Origin of the sequence: Nocardioides jishulii (assembly GCF_006007965.1) — a bacterium.
Classification (GTDB): Bacteria; Actinomycetota; Actinomycetes; order Propionibacteriales; family Nocardioidaceae; genus Nocardioides; species Nocardioides jishulii.
Window position 1 is genome coordinate 212,496 of sequence record NZ_CP040748.1, and the last position, 21,464, is coordinate 233,959.

The following is a 21,464-nucleotide window of genomic DNA, read 5'->3' on the forward strand; positions in this document are numbered from 1 at the left end:
CCCGTGGGGCCCGCCTGGTCACCAGTCGGTGGTGTGGCACTCGTGACTGGTGCTCTCCACCTGCAGGGTGGCGTGCTCCATCTGGAAGCGCTCGCGCAGCACCTGCGCGGCGGCGGACAGCACGGCGTCCGTCTCGCCGGGCGCGGCGACCAGGTGGGCGGTGGCGACGTTCATGCCCGAGGTCAGGCACCACACGTGCAGGTCGTGCACCTCGCTGACGCCGGGGACCTCCGCCAGCGCGGCCTCGACCTCGGCGGGCACGATCCCGGCCGGCGCGTGCTGGCCGAGCACCTGGACGACCTCGCGGCCCAGCAGCACCGCGCGGACGACGACGAAGGCGGCGATGGCCAGCGCGACGACGGTGTCCCAGACGGGGTTGCCGGTCCACATGACGAGGAGTCCGGCGGCGATGACGCCGACCGAGCCGAGGGTGTCGGCCAGCACCTCGAGGTAGGCGCCCTTGACGTTGATCGACTCGCCGGCGCCGCCGCGCAGCAGGAACAGCGCCACCAGGTTGGCGACCAGGCCGAGGGCGCCGACCGCCAGCATGGGCCCGCTCGCCACCTCGACGTCCTCGCCGATGCGCAGCCGCGCCTCGTTGAGGATGAAGACCGCCACGCTCACCATCAGCAGCACCGTCAGGCCGGCGGCGAAGACCTCGGCGCGGTAGGAGCCGAACGTCCGGCGGCCGGTGGAGTCGGGCCGCGTCGCGATCCGGGTGGCCGCCAGGGCGGCGCCGAGCGCGAGCACGTCGGCCGCCATGTGGCCCGCGTCGGAGAGCAGGGCCAGAGAGTCGGCGACCAGGCCCGCGACCAGCTCGACGACGAAGAAGGTGCCGATCACCCCGAGCGCGACCGCCAGCCGCCACCGGTGCCGCGCACCGGCGTGCGCGCCGATCCCGTGGCCGTGCCCTCCGCCCCCGTGGTCATGTGCACCTGCCATGCGAACAGGGTAGGTTCCATTCATCGTGTGTCGCGGCTCACACCCTCGATCCGGACGCACGAACGACCACGACAGTGGAGTGCGGCAACCCCGACTCCACGCCACGGCGAAGGGAGCCACATGTCCCAGCACGACCCCGTAGTCGGCGCAGACCGTACGACGGATCCGGACCCCGCAGGGGAGGGTCCGGAGCGCGTCGCCACGACGCAGGCGTTCGAGGAGGTCTTCGGGCCGGCCCGCGACAGCGAGCCCGAGCTGGTCCAGCTCCTCACGCCCGAGGGCGAGCGCCAGCACCACCCGCTCTTCGACCAGGACTTCGACGCCGACACCCTGCGCGGCTTCTACCGCGACATGGTGCTCGTACGACGCCTCGACACCGAGGCCACGGCCCTGCAGCGCCACGGTGAGCTCGGCCTGTGGGCCCAGCTGCTCGGCCAGGAGGCGGCGCAGATCGGCGCGGGACGCGCGCTGCGCGCCCAGGACCACGTCTTCCCGACCTACCGCGAGCACGGCGTCGCCTGGTGCAAGGGCGTCGACCCGCTGCGGCTGCTCGCGATCTTCCGTGGCGTCGACCAGGGCGCGTGGGACCCCGAGGCCCACCACTTCGGCCTCTACACGATCGTCATCGGCGCTCAGACGCTGCACGCGGTGGGCTACGGCATGGGCATGCAGCGCGACGGCGTCGTCGGCACCGGCGACCCCGACCGCGACGCGGCGGTGATCGCCCACTTCGGCGACGGCGCCTCCAGCCAGGGCGACGTCAACGAGGCCTTCATCTTCGCCGCCTCCTACAACGCCCCCGTGGTCTTCTTCTGCCAGAACAACCAGTGGGCGATCTCCGAGCCCATCGAGCGCCAGTCGCGGATCCCGCTCTACCAGCGCGCCAACGGCTTCGGCTTCCCCGGCGTCCGAGTCGACGGCAACGACGTGCTCGCGACGTACGCCGTCACCCGCGCCGCCCTGCAGCGGGCGCGCGAGGGGCAGGGCCCGACGTTCGTGGAGGCGTACACGTATCGGATGGGGGCCCACACCACCACCGACGACCCGACCCGCTACCGGCTCAACGACGACGTGGAGCGGTGGAAGCTGCGCGACCCGATCAAGCGTCTCGAGGTCTACCTGCGCCGCAACGGCCTCGTCGACGACGCCTGGCTGGCCGACCTCACCGCGGAGGCCGACGAGTTCGGCCGCACCCTGCGCGAGGGCTGCAAGTCGATGCCCGACCCGGCTCCCGCGTCGATGTTCGACCACGTCTACGCCGAGGAGACCGACGAGCTGCGCGCCGAGCGCGAGGGCTTCGCGGCCTACCACGCGTCCTTCGAGGCAGGTGTGTCATGAGCGCGCCCGCGATCGAGCCCGTGGCGCCGGCGGCGGAGCGTACGACCGAACGGGTCACGCTGGCGAAGGCGCTCAACGCCGGCCTGCGCCGCGCGATGGAGGACGACGACACGGTCCTGGTGATGGGGGAGGACGTCGGCAAGCTCGGTGGCGTCTTCCGGATCACCGACGGCCTGCAGAAGGACTTCGGTGAGGACCGGGTGATCGACTCGCCGCTCGCCGAGTCTGGCATCGTCGGCACCGCCGTCGGCCTGGCGCTGCGCGGCTACCGCCCGGTGGTGGAGATCCAGTTCGACGGGTTCGTCTACCCCGCCTACGACCAGATCGTCTGCCAGGTCGCCAAGATGCGCTACCGCTCGGGCGGCAACCTGCGGATGCCGATGGTCATCCGTATCCCCTACGGCGGGGGCATCGGCGCGGTCGAGCACCACTCGGAGTCGCCGGAGGCGCAGTTCGCCCACACCCCCGGTCTCAAGGTCGTCACCTGCTCCAACCCGGTCGACGGCTACTGGATGCTCCAGCAGGCGATCGCCAGCGACGACCCGGTGATCTTCCTCGAGCCGAAGCGGCAGTACCACGCCGACAAGGTCGACCTCGACGTCACTGCGACGCCCGACCAGCTCTTCGCCTCCCGCGTGGTGCGCGCCGGCACCGATGCCACGCTGGTGGCCTACGGGCCGCAGGTGAAGGTGGCGATGGCGGCCGCCGAGGCCGCGGCCAACGAGGGCCGCTCGCTGGAGGTCATCGACCTGCGTACGCTCTCGCCGCTCGACCTGGGGCCGGTCTTCGACTCCGTACGCCGCACCGGCCGCGCCGTCGTCACCCACGAGGCGCACGTCAACCTTGGTATGGGCGCGGAGGTCGCCGCCCGGATCTCCGAGGAGTGCTTCTACTCGCTGGAGGCGCCGGTGCTGCGCGTCGGCGGCTACGACACCCCCTACCCGGCCTCGCGGATCGAGGAGGAGTTCCTGCCCGACCTCGACCGGGTGCTGGACGCCGTCGACAGGAGTTGTGCTTTCTGATGCCTGAGTTCTTGCTGCCCGACGTGGGCGAGGGCCTCACCGAGGCCGAGATCGTGGAGTGGAAGGTCGCCGTCGGCGACGTCGTCGAGATCAACCAGCTCATCGTCGACATCGAGACCGCGAAGTCGATCGTGGAGCTGCCGTCGCCCTTCGAGGGCACGGTGCTGGCGCTGCTCGTCCAGGTGGGCGACACCGTGCCGGTGGGGGAGCCGATCATCTCGATCGGAGACCCGGCTGCGCTGGCGGAGGCGCCTGCGGGTGCGCCGGTGGAGTCCCCGCTGGCGAAGGAAACTCCTTCGGAGATGGAGATCGACCTCTCCAACCCCGCCGCGAGCGGTGGGTCGGAGGGCGAGTCGCTGGTCGGTCGCAACAAGGCCGAGCGTGGCCCCGTACGCCGCCCGCGCACCGGCTCTGCCTCCCCGTCGACGCTGGCCGGGGCTGCGACGCAGATGCAGGTGCAAGGTGCCTTCGCGCCGGGTGGCGCGCAGAGCCAGGAGGTGGTCAGCGCCGACGAGCCCGTCGTACCGGCGCCTCCGACCTCGGAGCCGCCGACTGCGGAGCCTTCGACCTCGCCTCGGAAGGAGTTTCCTGCCCGGCCGTCGGGCGCGCCCCGGAAGGAGTTTCCTTCCCGGCCGTTGGCAGCCCCCGCCACCCGCCACCTCGCCCGTGAGCACGGCGTCGACCTGGCCTCGGTGACGGCGACCGGTCGTGACGGCGTGGTGACCCGCGACGACGTCCTCGGTGCGGTGGGTGCGCCGTCGACGCCGAGCCGCGTCAGTACCGACCCGCGCGAGCGCCGTGAGCCGGTCAAGGGCGTGCGCAAGATGATGGCGCAGGCCATGAGCGCCTCCGCCTTCACGGCGCCCCACGTGACGGAGTGGATCACTGTCGACGTCACGCGGAGCCTGCGCTACGTCGATCGGCTGCGGCAGCGCCCGGAGTACGCGGACGTCAAGGTGACGCCGCTGCTGCTCCTGGCTCGGGCCTGCATGCTCGCGATGAAGCGGACGCCGGAGATCAACTCGACCTTCGACGACGCGGCCGGTGAGGTGGTCTTCAAGGACTACGTCCACCTCGGCGTCGCCGCCGCCACCCCGCGCGGACTGGTCGTGCCCAACGTCAAGGACGCCCACCAGATGCGGATGCTCGACCTGGCCCGCGCACTCAACCAGCTGACCGCGACGGCGAGGGACGGGCGTACGCAGCCTGCCGAGATGGCCGGGGGCACGTTCACCATCACCAACGTCGGCGTCTTCGGCGTCGACGCGGGCACGCCGATCATCAACCCCGGTGAGTCGGCGATCCTCTGCTTCGGCGCGATCAACAAGCGGCCGTGGGTCGACGAGGAGACCGAGGAGCTGGTGGTGCGCGACGTGACCACGTTGGCCTTGTCCTTCGACCACCGTCACGTCGACGGGGCAGCGGGATCGCAATTCCTGGCCGACGTGGCCTCGATCATGCGGGACCCGGCCAACGCGCTGCAGTTCTGACGAGGGCGCCGTGACTCCCGAACATGGGGTGCCCTGGAGTCTCTCGCGTCTCTGCTCACGTCGGACCTGACCAGACCAGCGCCGCTCCAACGGGCGGCTTTTCCGGGACAAGCGGGTGCTCGTTGGGGGTATATGCGGGGAAGCGGGAGCCGCATTTTCCAAAACTCGGGCCTCCCCGGGTTGTCAATGTGAGATTGATCACATTTGCTGGCGATGGCGCCTGGCCCTCATCAGTCGCGAGGCTCGGTCCACTAACGGTGACTACCGCAAGGGACGGGCATTGTCTTCCATCAAACGTGCGCTCACGCTCGCGATCGCAGCATCCATGGTCGGGACCGCCTCCTCGTGGGTTCTTGTCACCGGCGCCGAGGCGCTGGAGGTGGCGCCGGGCCTCCATCGAGCAGAACGCTCCGCAGTGGACAAGGCAGCGGCCGAGGCGCGCCTTTCCGGACGACCCGTCGAATTGACGTCGGAGCACACCGAGACGGACACAGTCCGCGTCAATCCCGACGGGACGTTGACCCGGTCGATGGCGGCGGAGCCTGTTCGGGCCCGCACGGTGGAAGGTTGGAAGGACATCGACCTCGACCTCGTGGTTCGCGACGGTCGTCTGGAGTCCAAGGTCAGCGCGGCGCCGGTGTCATTCTCGTCAGGCGGCCGCGGCGCCCTCGTGGAACTTGTCGCCGGAAGCAATGACGCTTTGGTGGTGGACTGGCCGGACGCTTTGCCCTCACCGGTTGTGGACGGGGCTACCGCGCGCTACATCGACGTTTTCGCGGGTGTCGACCTTCTCATGACGGCCACGCCGTCGGGCTACAGCCACGTGCTTGAGGTGAAGACGCCCGAGGCGGCTCGCCAGCGTGAGCTGAAGGAGATCCCGATGGGGGTTACTTCCGAGGGCTCCGGGAGCCTCAAGGTCCGCCAAGGTGGCTTCACCCTCAGCGACAAGTTCGGTCGCGAAGTTCTCAGCTCTCCGGACTCGCTGATGTGGGATTCCAGCGGCACTGATGAGTCCAGGGCCACGCCCGCGCTCCAGACGCAGGCAGTGGAGCAGCAGCCCGCTGAGGCAGCCAAACAGGCTCCTGTCGAGGTGAAGGCCACGGGTCCCGACGAGATCACACTGGTCCCTGACCAGGAGATGCTGCGCTCGCCGGACACCGAGTTTCCCGTCTACATCGACCCTCCAGTGTCGATGGCGTTCAACCAAGCCGGCAGGGCCATGACGTTCAGGCAGCACCCCTCGTTGACCTCTTGGAACTGGAGCAGCGAGACCAGTCAGGGTGGCCAGGGAGTCGGGTACCAGAACTTCGACGGCGTAAGCACCAAGCGCCTCTTCTGGCAGTTCAACCTCGGCACCAAGCTTGCCGGCGCGACGGTGTCATCTGCGACCTTCATGGCCAAGGAGGTCTGGGCGGCTTCGTGCGCCAAGAAGGAGATCAACCTCTACCGCACCCACGCGATCAGCTCGAAAACGAACTGGAACAACCAGCCCTCGGCGATCTCCCTGCAGGACTCCAAGACCGTGTCGTTTGGCCGTGAGGACTGCCCTGCGGACCAAGCAGGAGACCGCGTTCTCAACTTCAATGTCAAGACTGCCATGCAGACTGTGGCCGACAAGGGCACGACGACCGTGACCTTCCAGCTACGTGCCGACGAGAACGACCCGGTTGCGTGGAAGCGATTCGCCCCGAGGCCCAACGACGACGGCGAGGTGCTGAGCGTCTCGTATTCGTTCCCGCCCGGTCCCCCCGCCAACCTCAAGCTCCAGAACCCCACCAAGACCTGCAGCACCGGCGCCCAGCGCCCTGTGATCGGGAACGACGCGCCCGACCTGGTGGCCACCACATCCGACCGCGACGCGGGCCAGGGCCAGAAGGTGAAGATGTCCTTCGAGCTGCGCAAGGGCCTTGGTGGCGCGGGCGGGACTTTGCTCGGAAGCTTCACCACGACCTTGGTTGACCCGAGGAATGGCAAGACGTACATGTACCCGCAGGCAGACGTCGCGGCGAGGCTGCCCTACAGCGGCGGCAAGATTGTCTCGGGTACCTACAGCTGGCGTCCCAAGGCGATCGACGACACTGGGTTGGCGACCTTGGGGCCGTGGTGTGAGTTCACGGTCGACTCCACCCATCCCGGCACACCTGAGGTCAGCTGGTCCAGCGAAGCCACGTGGATCTATCAAGGAGCGGCTGTTCCCGTGACGTTTGGCCCGGGATCCTCCAACGACGTGGTGAAGTACGCCTACTCGTGGAACGCACCCGCCATGCCGACCAGCTCTGGGCAGCAGCTCGTCATCGCCAACGACCTCAAGTGCTCCACGACAACGAAGAAGTGCACGCTGCCTTTGGCCCTGCCCAAGGCCGGGTTCTCCGTGTTGCGGGTGTGGTCGGTGGACGCGGCGGGGAACCCGACGACGGCCCCAGCCACGATTCCGCTTGAGAGCGCGGGTCTGGTGGCCACAGCTGCGTACACCTTCAACGACGTCTCCGAACCAGCGGCAGCGGGTAACAACTCGGTCGTCGATGGTCAGGACCTGTACCTCTGGGGTCCGGTCCCCCGCTTCCGTGGTGTGTTCCAGCCGGAGCCCCAGGATGAGCAGGCGCAAGAACCCAGGCTCGAGTACGCCCTTGAATTCGCCCAAGGCGGAGTGGGCTGGACGGACAATCCGATGGTCGGGACGGCTGATAGCTTCACTGTGGCCGCCGAGGTGGATCCGGTCAACCCCGTGGGCGCTCCGGACGCCGAGCTCGTGTCTTCGTCGACGATGATCAGCCAAGTTGCTGGAGCCGGTTATTCCTACAGGCTCGGTGTCGACACAGGCTGTGTCCGGCCCGACGCCACGACCCATCCGTGCTACGTGTTCGCCGTCCGCAACACCGCGGGTCAGACGTTCACGGCGAGGTCCGTGCTCACCGCAACGGACGAGCCCGGCATGGTGCACCTGGCCGGCGTCTATCGCGCGGCTGACAATGACATCGCTCTGTTCGTGGACGGTGAGCTGGCCGCGGAGGTTGAGCTCTCCGGGACGCTGGTACAGCCCACAAGCACGAGCGATGACTTGACGCTCGTTGGGACCGTCGAGACTGGGGCCGGGATCTATCAGTACTTCGCGGGCTACCTCGACGAGGTTGAGGCCTGGACGGGTGCGGCAGGCGAGGCGCAGGCCTTCTTGATCGCTGGCCGTCTTCGGGACTTCCGCAGCTACTCGCGTCCGGAAGTCGCCACGCCGTGAGCACCGCCATGCCTACGTCCCCATCATCCACTGAGGAGCAGTTCGGTGCCTGAGAATGCACGGTTCGTCACCTTCCGCCGCGAGGCAGCCCGCACCGGACTGTCGTTCGTGAGCCTGGTAGCTCTCGTCACGACGTCCTTCCTGGTCGCAGTACCGGAGTCGGTGGCGGCTCCGGGCAGCGGCGGGAAAGTCCCCGAGGCCCGACCAGCCAAGTCCGTCAAGGTGACCCCGGTGACGCCGCGTCAGCGGACGCGCGCACCGTCCGTGAACGCGGGCGTGCTGGAGCACCCGAGGTGGCCCGAGGTGGCACGCGCCCGGGTGGGATCCGCGTCGAGCGCCACCCGTGTGGGGAGCACGCCGGTGTGGGTGGCGCCCACCCGGACGGGCCAGACCACGCGCCCCCTGGACGTCAGCGTGACTCCGCGCAAGGGCGTCTCGCCGGGACTCGACATCGCGATCACGACGCAGCCCGAGCCCAGCGGGCTGGAGTCCGCTCGGACCACGCAGGCACCGGTCCCAGTGGGGGGCCAGATGAAGGTCAGCGTCGACTACTCGGACTTCGCGGCGGCCTCCGGTGGTGATTGGGCGAGTCGCCTCCGGTTCGTGGACGTGACCGACGAGCGCAACACAGTGCTCGAGACGGACGTGTCGCTGGCGGATCGGACGGCGGAGGTGACGGTTCCGGCCAAGAGCCTGCAGACGGGCACCGTCCAGCTCGCTCTGGTCGCTGGAGCCTCTGGTTCCACCGGCGACTACTCAGCCACATCGTTGTCGGCGTCGGCCTCTTGGATGGTTGGTCGCCAGACCGGTGACTTCACATGGTCCTACCCGTTCGACCTGCCTTCAGCCGTCAACGGGCCGATGCCGCAATTCGGCCTCAACTACTCGTCAGGATCCGTGGACGGACGTACGGCGGCGTCGAACAACCAGACGTCGTACATCGGCGAAGGCTTCAGTGGCGAGGTCGGCTACGTCGAGCGCAAGTTCGTCTCTTGTGCTGATGACATGGGCGGCAGCAATGCGTCGCAGAAGACGTCCGACCAGTGCTGGCGCGACGACAATGCGAGCCTCGTCCTGGGGGGCCGTTCCACCGAGCTGGTCAAGGACTCCTCCGGCAACTGGCACCTCAAGGACGCCGACGGTTCGACGATCGAGCGGCGCACCACTGGCCACAACGCGGACAACAACAACGAGTACTGGGTGCTCACCACCCCGGACGGAACCCGCTATCACTTCGGGCGGGAGAAGTGGGCTGCCGGCGACGAGAAGGACACTGACTCCACGTTGGTGGCGCCTGTCTTCGGTAACCAGGCCGGCGAGCCGTGCCATGCCTCCGCCTTCACCGATTCGGACTGCACCCAGGCGTACCGGTGGAACGTCGACTTCGTCGTCGACGCGCACGACAACCTCTTGACGTACTTCTACGCTCGCGAAGGCAACCGGTACGGATCGCGCAAGGGTGCCGAGGCGCTCGACTACGACCGCGCCGGTCGTCTCGTGAGCATCGAGTACGGAGGACGCCTCAGCACACGAGCCGATAAGTCACCGTCGCGGGTCTTGCTCAGCTACGCGCAGCGGTGCCTGTCGACCTCGTCCTTCAACTGCGAGTCCGAGCCGCTCAACAGCGCCAACGCCCAGCACTGGCCGGACGTGCCGTTCGACCAGGTCTGCACGTCGGGCACCTGCGGTGACGGCAACCACGCGCCGTCGTTCTTCAGCCGTCTGCGCCTGTCGCGGATCACGAGTCAGGTCTTGAAAGGCACGACGCACACGGACGTCGACCGCTACGACCTGACCCACACCTTCCCGCCGGCGACCGATGGGACCGGTGCCAGCCTCACCCTGCAGAAGATCGTTCACACCGGGTTGGGTGAAAAGAACATCGTGCTGGATCCTGTGGTGCTGACGTATGCCTTGATGCCCAACCGCGTCTCGGGTTTCCCCGACAACCAGGACGCTCCGCCGCTGATGAAGTCGCGGCTCTCCTCCGTCGACTCTGAGTCAGGCAGTCGCATCTCCGTGGAGTACACGGCGGCGGAGTGCTCGGCGAGCAACGTGCCGACCCAAGCCAACCTCGACTCGAACGCGAAGCGTTGCTTTCCGGTCTGGTGGATGGAGCCCGGCTCGTTCGCACAGAACCTCCACTTCTTCCACAAGTACCTGGCCAAGACCGTCACGCAGTCGGACCTCGGCGGTGGCCAGCCAGACGTCGCCACGCGGTACGAGTACGTTGGCAACCCCGCCTGGCACTACGACGACGCCGAGTTGACGCGCGAGAAATACCGCACTTGGTCTGACTGGCGTGGCTATGCCCACGTGAGGGAGACGACCGGAGCAGGGGTGTCCACTCTGTTCAAGGAGTTCCGCTACATGCGGGGCATGCACGGCGACCGGACTTCGACTCCGGGCACGACGAAGTCGGTCAGTCTGACCGGACTGAGGGCCCCGGCACTGACGGACCACAACCGTTTCAACGGCGTGGTGCGGGAGGAGACGGTGCGTTTGGCCAGCGCTTCGGGAGCCGAGGTGACCACGACGGTCAACACGCCGTGGCTCGGGCCAGTCATCGCGACCGGTGGCGGTGACGTCGCACGACTGGTCAAGAACCAGAGCACGCAGGTCTTCACCCCCATCGCGGCCGGGGGGGTGCGTCAGACCAAGAGCGTCACGACCTACGACGCCGACGGTTTGCCCACGCGGCTCGACGACCTGGGCGACGTGGCCACGGCGACCGACGACCTCTGTACGAAGACTGAGTACGTCAAGGGCAATGGCATCCTCGACAAGCTGTCAAAGGTGACGGTGACGAGCAAGACCTGCTCGGCGGCCGTGACGGCTTCCGATCTGGTGAGTGAGACCACCCACGCCTACGACGGTCAGGCCATGGGCGTGGCCCCCACGAAGGGCGATGTGACTCGCACGGCGGTCCGGGCGGAGAACGGGGTCGTCACCAAGTCGGTCATGACGTACGACGCCCTGGGGCGCGTGCTGACGACGACGGACGCCGGCGGCAACGTGGAGAGCGTCGAGTATTCCCCTGCCACGGGTCATCCCGACGTCGTCACGACGTACGAGCCGGCACCCAACGGCAGCACCGCCCCAGCTGATCGCTGGAAGAGCATCCAGTACCTCAACCGTGAGCGAGGGCTGCCGGACGCCGAGGTTGATCTCAACGGCAAGCGCATCGACTATGCCTACAACGCGCTGGGTCAGGTCACGAGCGTCTGGTCGACGGCCGGCTCGAAGGCGTCGGACGCTCCGGCCTCGGTGAAGTTCGACTACCGGGTCAAGGCGGACGGCCGCAACGTGGTCACGACGCAGCAGTTGCGCAACGACAACACGTACCTGACCAGCTACATGTTCTACGACGGTCTACTGCGACCGCGCCAGTACCAGGCACCGGCAACCGGCACCCAGGGCGGACGCCTCATCACCGACACGGAGTACAACAGCGCTGGGCTCGAGACCGCCATCAAGGGACCGTACTTCAACTCGGCGGCTGCCTCGGCGACGCTGGTTTCGGCCCCCGGCGACAACACGATCCCGCGGGTCGAGGCCACGCAGTACGACGGAGCTGGCCGCGTCGTGCGCAACGACTTCAAGTCCTACAGCACCGTGCAGTGGTACACGAGCACCACCTACGGTGGCGACCGGATCACGGTGAACCCGCCCGGCAAGGAGCCTCTGACGGTCTCAGTGCTGGACGGGCGTGACCGGGTCAAGGAGAAGATCGAGTATCTCGTCGACTCTCCCACCGGCGCGGCAAGCGAGATCGGCGCCCGGACGCTCTACGACTACCACCCCGACGGCAAGGTGAAGCGAGTCCGCGACGGCGCGGATCTGACCTCCACGCCGAACATCGACGAGTCGAACGAGTGGGTCTACACCTACGACCTCCGGGGTCGTCTGATCGCCTCGAGTGACCCTGACTCGGGGGAGACCCGGAACACGTACGACGACCAGGACCGTTTGGTGAGCAGCACCCGCGCCGGACGCACCGTGAGCTCTGAGTACGACCGCGCCGGTCGCCGGACGAAGATGTCCGAGGGCAGCACCACTATGGCCACCTGGACCTACGACACCCTCGCCGGCGCCAAAGGTCAGCTCGCAAGTGCGACGCGGTACGCCAAGGATCCCAGTGGAACCATGGCGCCGTACACGACAGCGGTCACCGGCTACGACGCCGCCTACCGGCCGCTTGGCTCGAGCGTGATTATCCCTGCTGGCGAGACGGGTCTGGCCGGCACTTACACGACGTCGATGACCTACAACCGTGACGGCACGGTCGCCACGACCTCGCTCCCTCGCATCGGTCCTGCGACGTCGCCCGCGATGGCAGCCGAGACTCTCATCTACAAGTACGACGGCTTCGGGCAGCTCGACACGCTCGTCGGTCGTAGCCCGTACGTGGTGGACACCGAGTACTCGGAGTTCGGCGAGGTGTCCGTCCGAACCCTGGGTACAACTCTCAGCAAAGCGGTTTTCGACTGGCGCGTGTACGCCGCGGACACGGGTCGACTCTCCATGAACTGGGTGCAGCGCGAGGGAGCGAACAACGCCGATCGGCTCACCGGGTACACGTACGACCCGGCCGGCAACGTCACGAAGATCAGCGACGACGCCCTAGGGGAGTCGCAGTGCTTTGACTACGACCAGATGGGTCAGATGACGCGAGCGTGGACGCAGGCCTCGACGTCTGACGCGTGCGCTTGGAACGCTACGGCCGGTACGGGGCCCTCGCCTTACCGTGTGGCGTGGACGTACGACAACCCAACTGGCAACCGGCTGACGGAGACACGCTACGACGGGAATGTCATCTCAGCCACGGACGCCTACACCTACCCGGCGCCGGTGGAGAACACCGTACAGCCGCACACTCCGACCACCATCTCGACCGACAGCGCCTCAGGGGAGCACACCGAGCGCTACCTGGAGTACTCCGCAGGGTCGCGTGTCGTCGACTTCGACTGGTTCGGCGGCCGGATCCAGGGCAACGTGTGGACGGCCGACGGGCTCCTGGAGAGCTACGACGGGTGGGGCGAGATGGACGGGTCGTTCGTCTATGACGCTGCAGGTAACCGTCTCATCAAGCGGGAGTCCGGCAACAGCACCTTGGAACTCGGGCACACCGAGGTTCTTGTGCCTGCTGCGGGAGCTGCCTCCGCCACGCGCTTCTACAGCGCCGGCGGTGAGAACGTGGCGCTGCGCACGGCCAGCACGATCCGTTTCGTGGTGGCGGACCCGCAGGGAACGTCCCAGCTGCAGATCGAGCACTCCAACCAGACTGTGAGCACACGCCGCACCTTGCCGTTCGGTCAGACTCGGCCGGTCAACGCGACCGGCGGCAACTGGACGGGGAACCGTGGTTTCGTCGGCGGGACAATCGACTCCAGCACCACGCACCTCGGTGCGCGGGAGTACGACTCGCGCCTGGGAATGTTCATCTCCGACGACCCGCTGGTCGATCATGGCGACAGTCGGCAGATGCAGGGGTTCGCCTACGCCCGCAGCAACCCGCTGGCATTCAGTGACGCGAGTGGCCTGTTCCCCACGAAGCACGACGGGCCCGGCAACCATCCCACCAACCTGCCGATCCCGGACTCCCCCGGTGGTGGGACCAGGCAGTCGCCGAGCGAACCGAAGCCGCCCGTGCCTGCGCCGGTCCAGCAGGCTGCTCAGGAAGTCGTTGCCGCCCAGACTGCCGAGAAGGCGGTCAGGGCCAAGCTGATCGCGACAGCCAAAGAGCTTGGCAAGATCGTCCTCGACGAACTGGGTGTGACGGCCGGCCTCGACTGCATCCAGAACGGATCGGCGGGCTCGTGCGCCAGCACTGCCCTCAATGTGCTGACCACCGTGGGGGCCGGCTTCGCAGTCAAGATCATCGCCAAGTACGGGGCGCCCTGGAAGTGGAAGAAGGCGGCTGACCTAGCGGGCCGAGTCACGAACCTGGTCGGAGAGCTGATCTCCGGCGTGGGCGAGTGGCGCAAAGCCGGGAAGAGGGTGGAAGCTGTCACGGACAATCTCGGTGTTGGCGCAGGAACAATCGACGACGCTGGTCAGTTGGTGTACCGGATCCACGGTAACGATGCTAGAAAGTGGGGACACTCGTGGACGACCGAGAATCCGCTCAAGATGGCCAACCCGCGTTCGAGGCTCGGATTGCCAAAGGTCAACTCGGGAGAGCACGTCACGTGCGCGAGAGTGTGCGACATGGGTGGTGTCAAGAAGCGTGACGCGCTGCCGCTCGACGGAAATCCGGGTGGCGGACCCGAGTGGTTGTTCCCCAACCCGCAGCAGCAACTGAACGAGATTTGGACTCTACGCATGGACCCGCCGTTGTGACGGGCAACGAAATGGGCCCCTTGGTCCGCGAGGACATACGGGCAGTCCTTGCCAGTTTCGGCGTTTCCTCAGCGTTTCGCGCGATCGATGTCGACCCATCCGAAGAGGTGTTCCTTCTGGCGAGTCCCGATTTTGAGCGTCTCGATCCCGACAGGGTTGCGCTAGCCATCATGCGGGTGCTTCCGAACACGAAAGTCTGGGTGACCGAAGTCCATCCTGCTTGGGAAACGGAACCGCTGTGACGGCCTCAGGCAGTTCCCCTCCGTGCGAGTTGGCCAGATGATGAGGCCGCCTGAGATCTGCGGCGAAAGAATCGCACGCGCGTCGTCAGCGAAGGTGAGTAGTGGGATCGTGAACCCAGCGTCCTCTCAGGCGAGTTCGGTACGAGGTGGGGTACCGCCCCATCGGCCAGGGTGTCCGATGGGGCAAGGTCAATGGATGGGTCTCGTCGCGGGCCCGTCGACGAGCTGCCCGTCGACGGCTAATGGCCTTCGGGCGCGCGCCGGTCTGACAGGCTGCGCCCGTGACCGAACGCGAGATCACCAGCCCCGTCGACCTCTGCCTGCCCGACGGCAGGCTCAACCCCGCCGCAGTGGGGTGGACGCGTACGCCGTTGCACCGCGCCAACCTGCGCGGCTGGGGCCGGGCGAAGCGCTGGGAGTACTGGGGCGTCGTCACGCCGACCCACGTCATCGGGATCGTCGCCTCCACCCTCGACTACGCGGGTGTCCCGAGCCTGTACGTCCTCGAACGCGCCACCGGCCGCGAGTGGGCCGAGGACGGCATCGTCCCGCTCGCGCGCGGTGTCGTGATGCCTGAGGTCAGTGGCACCGGCGCCGTGCTGACCTCGGGTGGCGGCGTCGAGATCACCATCGACCAAGGTGCGACCGGCACCGCGATCAGCGCCTCCGCGGGCGCGATCACGGTGCACCTCGACGTGCCGCTCGATCCCGGCCACGAGTCGCTGGGCGTCGTGGTCCCGTGGAGCGCGAAACGCTTTCAGTACACCGTCAAGGACGTCGCGCGCCGGGTCTCGGGCACGCTCACGCTGGACGGGGAGACGTACGAGGTGGGCGAGGGCTCCTTCGCCGTGCTCGACCACGGGCGCGGCAAGTGGCCCTACTCGATGACCTGGAACTGGGCGGCGGCCTACGACCCCGCCCGCCGCGTCGGCATCCAGCTCGGCGGCAAGTGGACCGACGGCACCGGCTCCACCGAGAACGCGCTCTTCGTCGACGGCCGGCTGCACAAGATCTCGGACGACCTGCAGTGGAGCTACGACCGCAGCGACTGGTTGAAGCCGTGGCACGTGCTCGGACCGCGGATCGACGCCACCTTCGTGCCGTTCCACGAGCGGGTGGCGACGACCAACCTGTGGGTGCTGGCCGGTGAGACCCACCAGTGCTTCGGCCACTTCGCCGGCTGGGCGACGACTGACGAGGGCGAGAAGGTGTCACTCGACGGGCTGGTCGGGTGGGCCGAGGAGGCGCACAACCGCTGGTGACGCCACGCGGTCCGCGGCGTCACTGACTCCTCACGCAGCCTCGGCGCGCAGCGCGTTCCTCCGCACCCACGCGCCCGGCGTCAGGCCGTAGTGCCTGCGGAAGGCCTGGACGTACGCCGACGGGCTCGCCCATCCGACGCGGTGGGCGACGTCGGTGACGCCGTACTGCCCCAGCAGGGCGGTGGAGGCCTGCAGGCGCATCGTCGTACGCCACTGGGTCCACGACATGTCGTACTCGCGCAGGAAGTCGCGCTGAAGAGTCTTCAGGCTGGTGTGCAGCCGCACGGCCCACTCGGCGAGCTCGGTGGGGTCGGCGGGATCGCTCATCATCGCGGCGGCCACCCGCCGGGCCGGGCCGGTCCCGCGTCCGGCTGACTCGAGGAGCGAGGGAGCGGTGATCCCGGCGAACAGGGTCTCCTTGAGCTCCATGGCCTCGTCCTCGTCGACGCCCGGCAGGCACAGGCGCTCGAGCGCGGCGCGGCCCGTGGGGGTCAGGTCGACCGTGGCCGCCGGTAGGTCCCTCAGGTGGCCGGGGGCCTCGCGTACGCAGGCGACGTGCACGGCCTGGGAGCCGCAGGTCGTGACCTCCAGCGTGGTTCCACGCCGAGCCCAGAACGCCTGTGCGGGACCCAGGTGGGTGGTGGCGCCACCGTGGCGCACCGCGAGGGCGCCGGTCGGCGACCAGAAGACCTGGTGGCGGTGGTCGTCGCGGGTCTCGGGAAAGTGGGTCGGTCCCTCGCCCGCCGGGTAGCGCAGCACCAGGATCCCGGTCGGAGGCCCGAGCCGGTAGGCGTGCTCCTCCACCAGCACGTCCTGGTGCGTGAACTGTCCTGTGAGCGACACGAGGTGTCCTCCCTGCGATACGTGCGCGAAAAGGTAAGGCTTACCTTACTCACATGTCTCCTCGTCCGTCTTCCCGTCCGTCCCCGCGCCGCCGTCCGTTCCGCGCCCTCGCTGCCGTCGCCTGCGTGGCGAGCCTGGCCCTCACCGCCTGCGGCGCCGACGACTCGGGTTCGGACTCCGGCGACGAGAAGACACGCACCTTCGCCGCCGACAACGGCGACATCACGATCCCCGAGGACCCCGAGCGCGTCATCGCCACCGGCTACGCCGTGCCCGTGCTCATCGAGTCCGACGCCGACCTGGTCGGCGTCTCGGAGTGGTCGCGCGGGGTGCCGCTGATGACCGACGAGGACCGTGAGACCTACGAGGAGCTGCCCAAGGTCGCCGGTGAGACCGCCGCCTCCACCAACTACGAGGCCATCGCCGAGGCCGAGCCCGACCTGATCGTCATCGGCGTGCCCAAGCCCGCCCTGGTCGACCTCGACATCGAGAAGCTCGAGGGCATCGCGCCCGTCGTCGTCCTCGGCCCGAGCCTGCCCGACTCCTGGAAGACGATCAGCGAGAAGCAGGCCGACGCGGCCGGTGCCTCCGAGGGCTTCGAGAAGACCCGCGATGCCTACCTCGCTGAGGCCGAGGAGCTGAAGGAGAAGCACGCCGAGGTGCTCGACGGAGTCGACTTCGGCCACGTCGGCGCCTACGGCGACATCTCCGCCGGGACCTTCCAGCGTGAGTTCGCCGGCAGCTGGGGCACCAACATCGCCACCGACGTGGGCGTCACCTACGCCGGCGAGGTCAAGAAGAAGGGCGGCGGCGCTGCGGACGTCGCCGAGTACCCCGCCATCGAGGAGCTGCCGGCCAGCTTCGCCGACGTCGACGTCATCACCTACACCGTCGGCCCCGACGGCAAGCCGGAGGAGGCCGTCCAGTACGTCCTCGACTCCGGCCTCTGGAAGAACCTCCCCGCCGTCAAGGCCGGGAAGACCGTGGGGCTGCGCTACACCGAGGCCACCACCTACACCTCGGCGCTCCAGACCCTCAAGGCCCTCGACGAGGCGCTCGGCAGCCTCCAGTGACCGACGAGTTCACCCGCGCCGACCCGGGCCCCCGGGTGGCGCAGTTCCACGCCAGCGGCCGCGGGGTGAGGCGGATCGGCTACCCGATCCTGCTCACCCGCGGCGTGCTGGTGGCGCGCACCGAGGTCACTCCGTCCATGCTCCGGCTCACCGTGGGTGGGCCGGAGCTGGCCGGCTTCCACAGCTACCAGGCCGATGACCACGTCAAGGTCGTGCTGCCCTTCCCGGACGGCACCCGCAACGACCCGGTGCCCAACGACCACCAGACGCTCGACTGGCCGCGTCCTTCCTCGCCGGCCCGCAAGTACACCGTCCGCCGCTTCGACCGCGACGCCTGCGAGCTCGACCTCGACGTCGTCTTCCACGAGGGTGGCGTGGCCTCGGAATGGGCCAGCTCCGTCGCCGTCGGCGAGGAGGTCGTGCTGGCCGGCCCGCCCGGAGCCAAGGCCTTCCCGCGCACCTACGCCCACTACGTGCTGGTCGCCGACCCCACCGGCCTGCCGGCCGTGGCGCGGTGGCTGGAGGAGTCGCCGGGCGACGTCAGCGCGGACGTCGTGATCGACGTCGACCACGCGCACGAGTGCGACTACCCGCTGCGGGAGCTCGACGGCGTACGCGTGCAGTGGCTGGACCGCTCCCAGGGCTCCCGGGCCGCAGAGGTGGTCGCCGGGCTCGACCTGCCCGACGACACGTTCCTCTTCGCCGCGGGCGAGGCCGGCGACGTCAAGCCGCTGCGCGCGTGGAGCCGCGAGCACGGCATTGAGGCCCTGGTGACCGGTTACTGGAAGCGCGGGGTCGCCGACCTCGATGACTGAGCTCGATGACTGAAGCTGCTCGTCCCTCCTCCCCGGCGTCGCGACGACGAGTGCTGGGGCTGGTGGGCGCGACGACGGCGCTGGTCGTCGTCGCCGCCCTCAGCCTCGCCGTCGGCGCCCGCCAGGTGCCGCTGGCCGAGGTCGTGCGTGCCTTCACCGACTTCGTCCCGACCAGCGACGACCACGTCGTGGTGCGCGAGCTCCGGCTGCCGCGGCTCTGGCTGGCCTGCGCGGTCGGCGCCGCGCTGGCCGTCTCCGGCGCCCTGGTGCAGACGCTGACGCGCAACCCGCTCGCCGAGCCCGGCATCCTCGGCGTCACCGCCGGAGCCTCCTTCGCGATCGTCGTCGCCACCGCTGCCTGGGGCGTGGACTCCCAGGTCAGCCAGCTTCTGGCCGCGGGCATCGGCGCGGTCGTGGCCACGGTCGCGGTCTATGCCGTGGGCCGCGACAACCCCCTGCGGCTGCTGCTCGCCGGAGTGGCGCTGAGTGCCGTGCTCGCCGGCCTCGGGCTCGGGGTCCGGTTGATGATGCCGGACGTCTTCGACAACTACCGCTTCTGGTCGGTGGGCTCGCTGGCCGGGCGTGAGCAGGTGGCGCTCGGGCTGCCGCTCTCCGTGATCGTCGTGGCCCTGGTGGCGGTGGTCCTGCTGGTGCCCTCGCTCAGCGCGATGGCGCTCGGCGAGCACGTCGCCACCACGCTCGGAGCGCGGGTGCGCACCACGCGCGTGCTGACCGTCGTCGTCCTCACCGTGCTGGCGGCGGCCGCCACCGCCGTGGCCGGGCCGATCGGCTTCGTCGGCCTGATCGTGCCCCACCTCGTACGCCGCCTGGCCTCGGGCTCGATCGGCTGGCTGATGGTGCTCTGCGTGCTCGGGGGCCCGGTGCTGGTGCTCACCGCCGACGTGCTGGCTCGCGTGCTCCTGCCGACTGGCGAGGTGCCGGTCGCGGTGGTCACCGCCTTCCTCGGAGGGCCGGTGCTGATCTGGGTCGTGCGCCGCTACGGGACAGTGGGCCTGTGAGCACGATCGACCAGACCGCCGGGCGCCTGCCCGCCTCACCGGTCGCGCCCACCCGCGGCGTCGCGGCCCATCGACGTCGCTACGTGCTCGCCTGCGGCGCCATCTCCGTGGTCGCCCTGGCCGTCGCCTTCGCCGCGCTCTGCCACGGCACCACCTGGAGCTCGCCGGGGGAGACCTTCGCCGGGATCCTCGGACGGGGCGACAAGGCGTTCGTCATCTCCGAGTGGCGCGCGCCCCGGGTGCTGGCCGCCCTCGTCTTCGGCGCCGCGCTCGGCCTGGCCGGTGCGGTCTTCCAGAACCTCACCCGCAACCCGCTCGGCAGCCCGGACATCATCGGCCTCGACGCGGGTGCCTGGACCGGCGCGCTGCTGGTCATCACGCTGGCGTCGGCCACCCCCGCGCTGCTGGCGGTCGGGTCGGTGACCACAGGCGTGGCGACCGCGCTGGTCGTCTACGCGCTGTCGCGCCAGCAGGGCTTCAGCGGGCTGCGGCTCGTCGTCATCGGCATCGCCGTCAACGCGATGATCGTGGCGCTCAACCAGTGGATCATCCTGCGCTCCGACCTCGACGTGGCGATCGCCGCGACCGCGTGGAGCGCCGGTTCCCTCAACGGGCTCGACTGGAGCGAGGTCCTGCTGCCCTTCGGCGTCGTCGCGGTGCTCGCGGTGGGGCTGGCGCTCTGCTCGCGCACCATGCACCAGGCGGCGCTGGGCGACGAGGTCGCGGTGACCACGGGCGTACGCCTGGGCCGCCACCGCCTCGTGATGGTGCTGCTCGGCGTCGGCTGCACAGCCACCGTGACCGCGGTGGCCGGACCGATCGTCTTCGTGGCCCTGGCGGCGCCGCAGATCGGGCGCCGACTGACCCGCAGCGCGGGGGTCCCGCTGGCCGCCGCCGCCGTGACCGGGGCGCTGGTGCTGGTCGCGTCCGACCTGCTCGCCCAGACCCTGGCCAAGCCCATCGTGCTGCCGGTCGGCGTGATCACCACCGCCCTGGGTGGGCTCTACCTCATCTGGCTGCTCGTGAAGGAAGTGAAGCGATGACTGCCGCCCTGACCCCGACCCCGACCGCGGCCCGGCTCGCGGCCCGCGGCGTGACGCTGGCCTACGGCGAGCGGGTGATCTCCACCGACCTCACCGTCGAGGTGCCCGACGGCGCCTTCACCGCCGTCGTCGGGGCCAACGCCTGCGGCAAGTCGACGCTGCTGCGCTCGATGGTGCGACTGCTGGAGCCCCGCACCGGGGCGGTCGAGCTCGACGGGGTCGACGTACGCCGCCTGCGTCCCCGCGAGGTCGCGCGCCAGATCGGCTTCCTCCCGCAACGCCTCACCCCGCCCGAAGGCATCGCGGTGGAGCCACTCGTACGCCGTGGGCGTCACCCGCACCGCACCTTGCTGTCGACGTGGACTCCCGCCGACCAGGCGGCGGTCGACCTGGCGATGGCTGCCGCGGGCGTCACCGACCTCGCGGACCGTCGCGTGGAGGAGCTCTCCGGCGGTCAGGCGCAGCGGGCCTGGATCGCCATGGTGCTGGCGCAGGAGACGCCCTACCTGCTGCTCGACGAGCCGACGACGTTCCTCGACATCGCCCACCAGTACGAGCTGCTCCGGCTGCTGGCCCACCTGCGCGACGAGGGACGCACGGTCGTGGCGGTGCTGCACGACGTCAACCAGGCGTGCCGCTTCGCCGACCACCTCGTGGCGATGAAGGCCGGTGCCGTGGTCGCCGCCGGGCCACCGGCCGAGGTGATGACGCCGGGCCTGGTGCGCGAGGTCTTCGGGATGGAGTGCGACGTGGTGGCCGACCCGGTCGCCGGAACTCCCATGGTCGTGCCGCACTGATCTG

General features: G+C 69.0%; 14 protein-coding genes. 12 read left to right on the forward strand and 2 right to left on the reverse strand.

Features of this window, described 5'->3' with window-relative positions; translation table 11 throughout:
• Window positions 1-18: 18 nt before the first annotated feature.
• On the reverse strand, window positions 19-942 hold the full coding sequence (locus FCL41_RS00970; RefSeq protein WP_137064392.1) for a cation diffusion facilitator family transporter: 924 nt from the start codon (window positions 940-942) through the stop codon (window positions 19-21).
• A 120-nt stretch (window positions 943-1,062) separates the two neighbouring features.
• Here FCL41_RS00970 and pdhA point away from each other — a divergent pair, with 120 nt between their 5' ends.
• The 7 genes from pdhA to FCL41_RS01005 all read left to right on the forward strand — a co-directional run bounded on the left by pdhA (window position 1,063) and on the right by FCL41_RS01005 (window position 15,870).
• On the forward strand, window positions 1,063-2,280 hold the full coding sequence (gene pdhA, locus FCL41_RS00975) for a pyruvate dehydrogenase (acetyl-transferring) E1 component subunit alpha (protein ID WP_137064391.1): 1,218 nt from the start codon (window positions 1,063-1,065) through the stop codon (window positions 2,278-2,280).
• A complete protein-coding gene (locus FCL41_RS00980) occupies window positions 2,277-3,302 on the forward strand; it encodes an alpha-ketoacid dehydrogenase subunit beta (protein WP_137064390.1) in 1,026 nt (341 codons plus the stop codon). The genes pdhA and FCL41_RS00980 overlap by 4 nt, the downstream gene beginning before the upstream one ends.
• Window positions 3,302-4,792: a dihydrolipoamide acetyltransferase family protein gene (locus tag FCL41_RS00985; protein ID WP_137064389.1), complete on the forward strand. Its 1,491-nt coding sequence runs from the start codon at window positions 3,302-3,304 to the stop codon at window positions 4,790-4,792. Before FCL41_RS00980 ends, FCL41_RS00985 begins: the two co-directional genes overlap by 1 nt.
• Before the next feature lie 280 nt (window positions 4,793-5,072).
• Window positions 5,073-8,024 (forward strand): LamG-like jellyroll fold domain-containing protein, encoded by a 2,952-nt coding sequence (locus FCL41_RS00990; RefSeq protein WP_137064388.1) that lies wholly within the window; start codon window positions 5,073-5,075, stop codon window positions 8,022-8,024.
• A gap of 45 nt (window positions 8,025-8,069) precedes the next feature.
• Window positions 8,070-14,366 carry an RHS repeat domain-containing protein gene (locus FCL41_RS00995; RefSeq protein ID WP_138868043.1) on the forward strand — a complete coding sequence of 2,099 codons (6,297 nt, stop codon included), beginning with the start codon at window positions 8,070-8,072 and terminating at the stop codon, window positions 14,364-14,366.
• Window positions 14,363-14,608, forward strand: a complete 246-nt coding sequence (locus FCL41_RS01000; RefSeq protein WP_137064386.1) for a hypothetical protein — start codon at window positions 14,363-14,365, stop codon at window positions 14,606-14,608. Before FCL41_RS00995 ends, FCL41_RS01000 begins: the two co-directional genes overlap by 4 nt.
• Before the next feature lie 281 nt (window positions 14,609-14,889).
• The gene (locus tag FCL41_RS01005; RefSeq protein WP_137064385.1) at window positions 14,890-15,870 is read left to right on the forward strand and encodes a DUF2804 domain-containing protein; all 981 of its coding nucleotides are present in this window, start codon (window positions 14,890-14,892) and stop codon (window positions 15,868-15,870) included.
• A 30-nt stretch (window positions 15,871-15,900) separates the two neighbouring features.
• On the opposite strand, the gene FCL41_RS01010 is transcribed toward FCL41_RS01005, so the two are convergent.
• Window positions 15,901-16,713 carry a helix-turn-helix domain-containing protein gene (locus FCL41_RS01010; protein WP_137064384.1) on the reverse strand — a complete coding sequence of 271 codons (813 nt, stop codon included), beginning with the start codon at window positions 16,711-16,713 and terminating at the stop codon, window positions 15,901-15,903.
• A gap of 53 nt (window positions 16,714-16,766) precedes the next feature.
• Between FCL41_RS01010 and FCL41_RS01015 the strand changes: the two genes are divergently transcribed.
• Genes FCL41_RS01015 through FCL41_RS01035 form a run of 5 tightly spaced genes read left to right on the forward strand, consistent with a single transcriptional unit; the run spans window position 16,767 to window position 21,460 of the window.
• Complete coding sequence (locus tag FCL41_RS01015; RefSeq protein WP_137064383.1) at window positions 16,767-17,786, forward strand: ABC transporter substrate-binding protein; 1,020 nt, start codon at window positions 16,767-16,769, stop codon at window positions 17,784-17,786.
• Window positions 17,783-18,601 carry a siderophore-interacting protein gene (locus tag FCL41_RS01020; protein WP_137064382.1) on the forward strand — a complete coding sequence of 273 codons (819 nt, stop codon included), beginning with the start codon at window positions 17,783-17,785 and terminating at the stop codon, window positions 18,599-18,601. The genes FCL41_RS01015 and FCL41_RS01020 overlap by 4 nt, the downstream gene beginning before the upstream one ends.
• A 5-nt stretch (window positions 18,602-18,606) precedes the next feature.
• Entirely contained in the window at window positions 18,607-19,620 is a 1,014-nt protein-coding gene (locus tag FCL41_RS01025; RefSeq protein WP_137064381.1) for a FecCD family ABC transporter permease, read from the forward strand.
• Window positions 19,617-20,663 (forward strand): FecCD family ABC transporter permease, encoded by a 1,047-nt coding sequence (locus tag FCL41_RS01030; RefSeq protein ID WP_212723037.1) that lies wholly within the window; start codon window positions 19,617-19,619, stop codon window positions 20,661-20,663. The genes FCL41_RS01025 and FCL41_RS01030 overlap by 4 nt, the downstream gene beginning before the upstream one ends.
• Window positions 20,660-21,460, forward strand: a complete 801-nt coding sequence (locus tag FCL41_RS01035) for an ABC transporter ATP-binding protein (RefSeq protein WP_137064380.1) — start codon at window positions 20,660-20,662, stop codon at window positions 21,458-21,460. Before FCL41_RS01030 ends, FCL41_RS01035 begins: the two co-directional genes overlap by 4 nt.
• The last annotated feature ends 4 nt before the right edge of the window (window positions 21,461-21,464 follow it).

Bases quoted from the DNA above. Each gene is read 5' to 3' on its own strand.
- FCL41_RS00970 (WP_137064392.1), bottom strand. From the start codon at position 942: ATGGCAGGTGCACATGACCACGGGGGCGGAGGGCACGGCCACGGGATC.
- pdhA (WP_137064391.1), top strand. From the start codon at position 1,063: ATGTCCCAGCACGACCCCGTAGTCGGCGCAGACCGTACGACGGATCCG.
- FCL41_RS00980 (WP_137064390.1), top strand. From the start codon at position 2,277: ATGAGCGCGCCCGCGATCGAGCCCGTGGCGCCGGCGGCGGAGCGTACG.
- FCL41_RS00985 (WP_137064389.1), top strand. From the start codon at position 3,302: ATGCCTGAGTTCTTGCTGCCCGACGTGGGCGAGGGCCTCACCGAGGCC.
- FCL41_RS01015 (WP_137064383.1), top strand. From the start codon at position 16,767: ATGTCTCCTCGTCCGTCTTCCCGTCCGTCCCCGCGCCGCCGTCCGTTC.
- FCL41_RS01025 (WP_137064381.1), top strand. From the start codon at position 18,607: ATGACTGAAGCTGCTCGTCCCTCCTCCCCGGCGTCGCGACGACGAGTG.
- FCL41_RS01035 (WP_137064380.1), top strand. From the start codon at position 20,660: ATGACTGCCGCCCTGACCCCGACCCCGACCGCGGCCCGGCTCGCGGCC.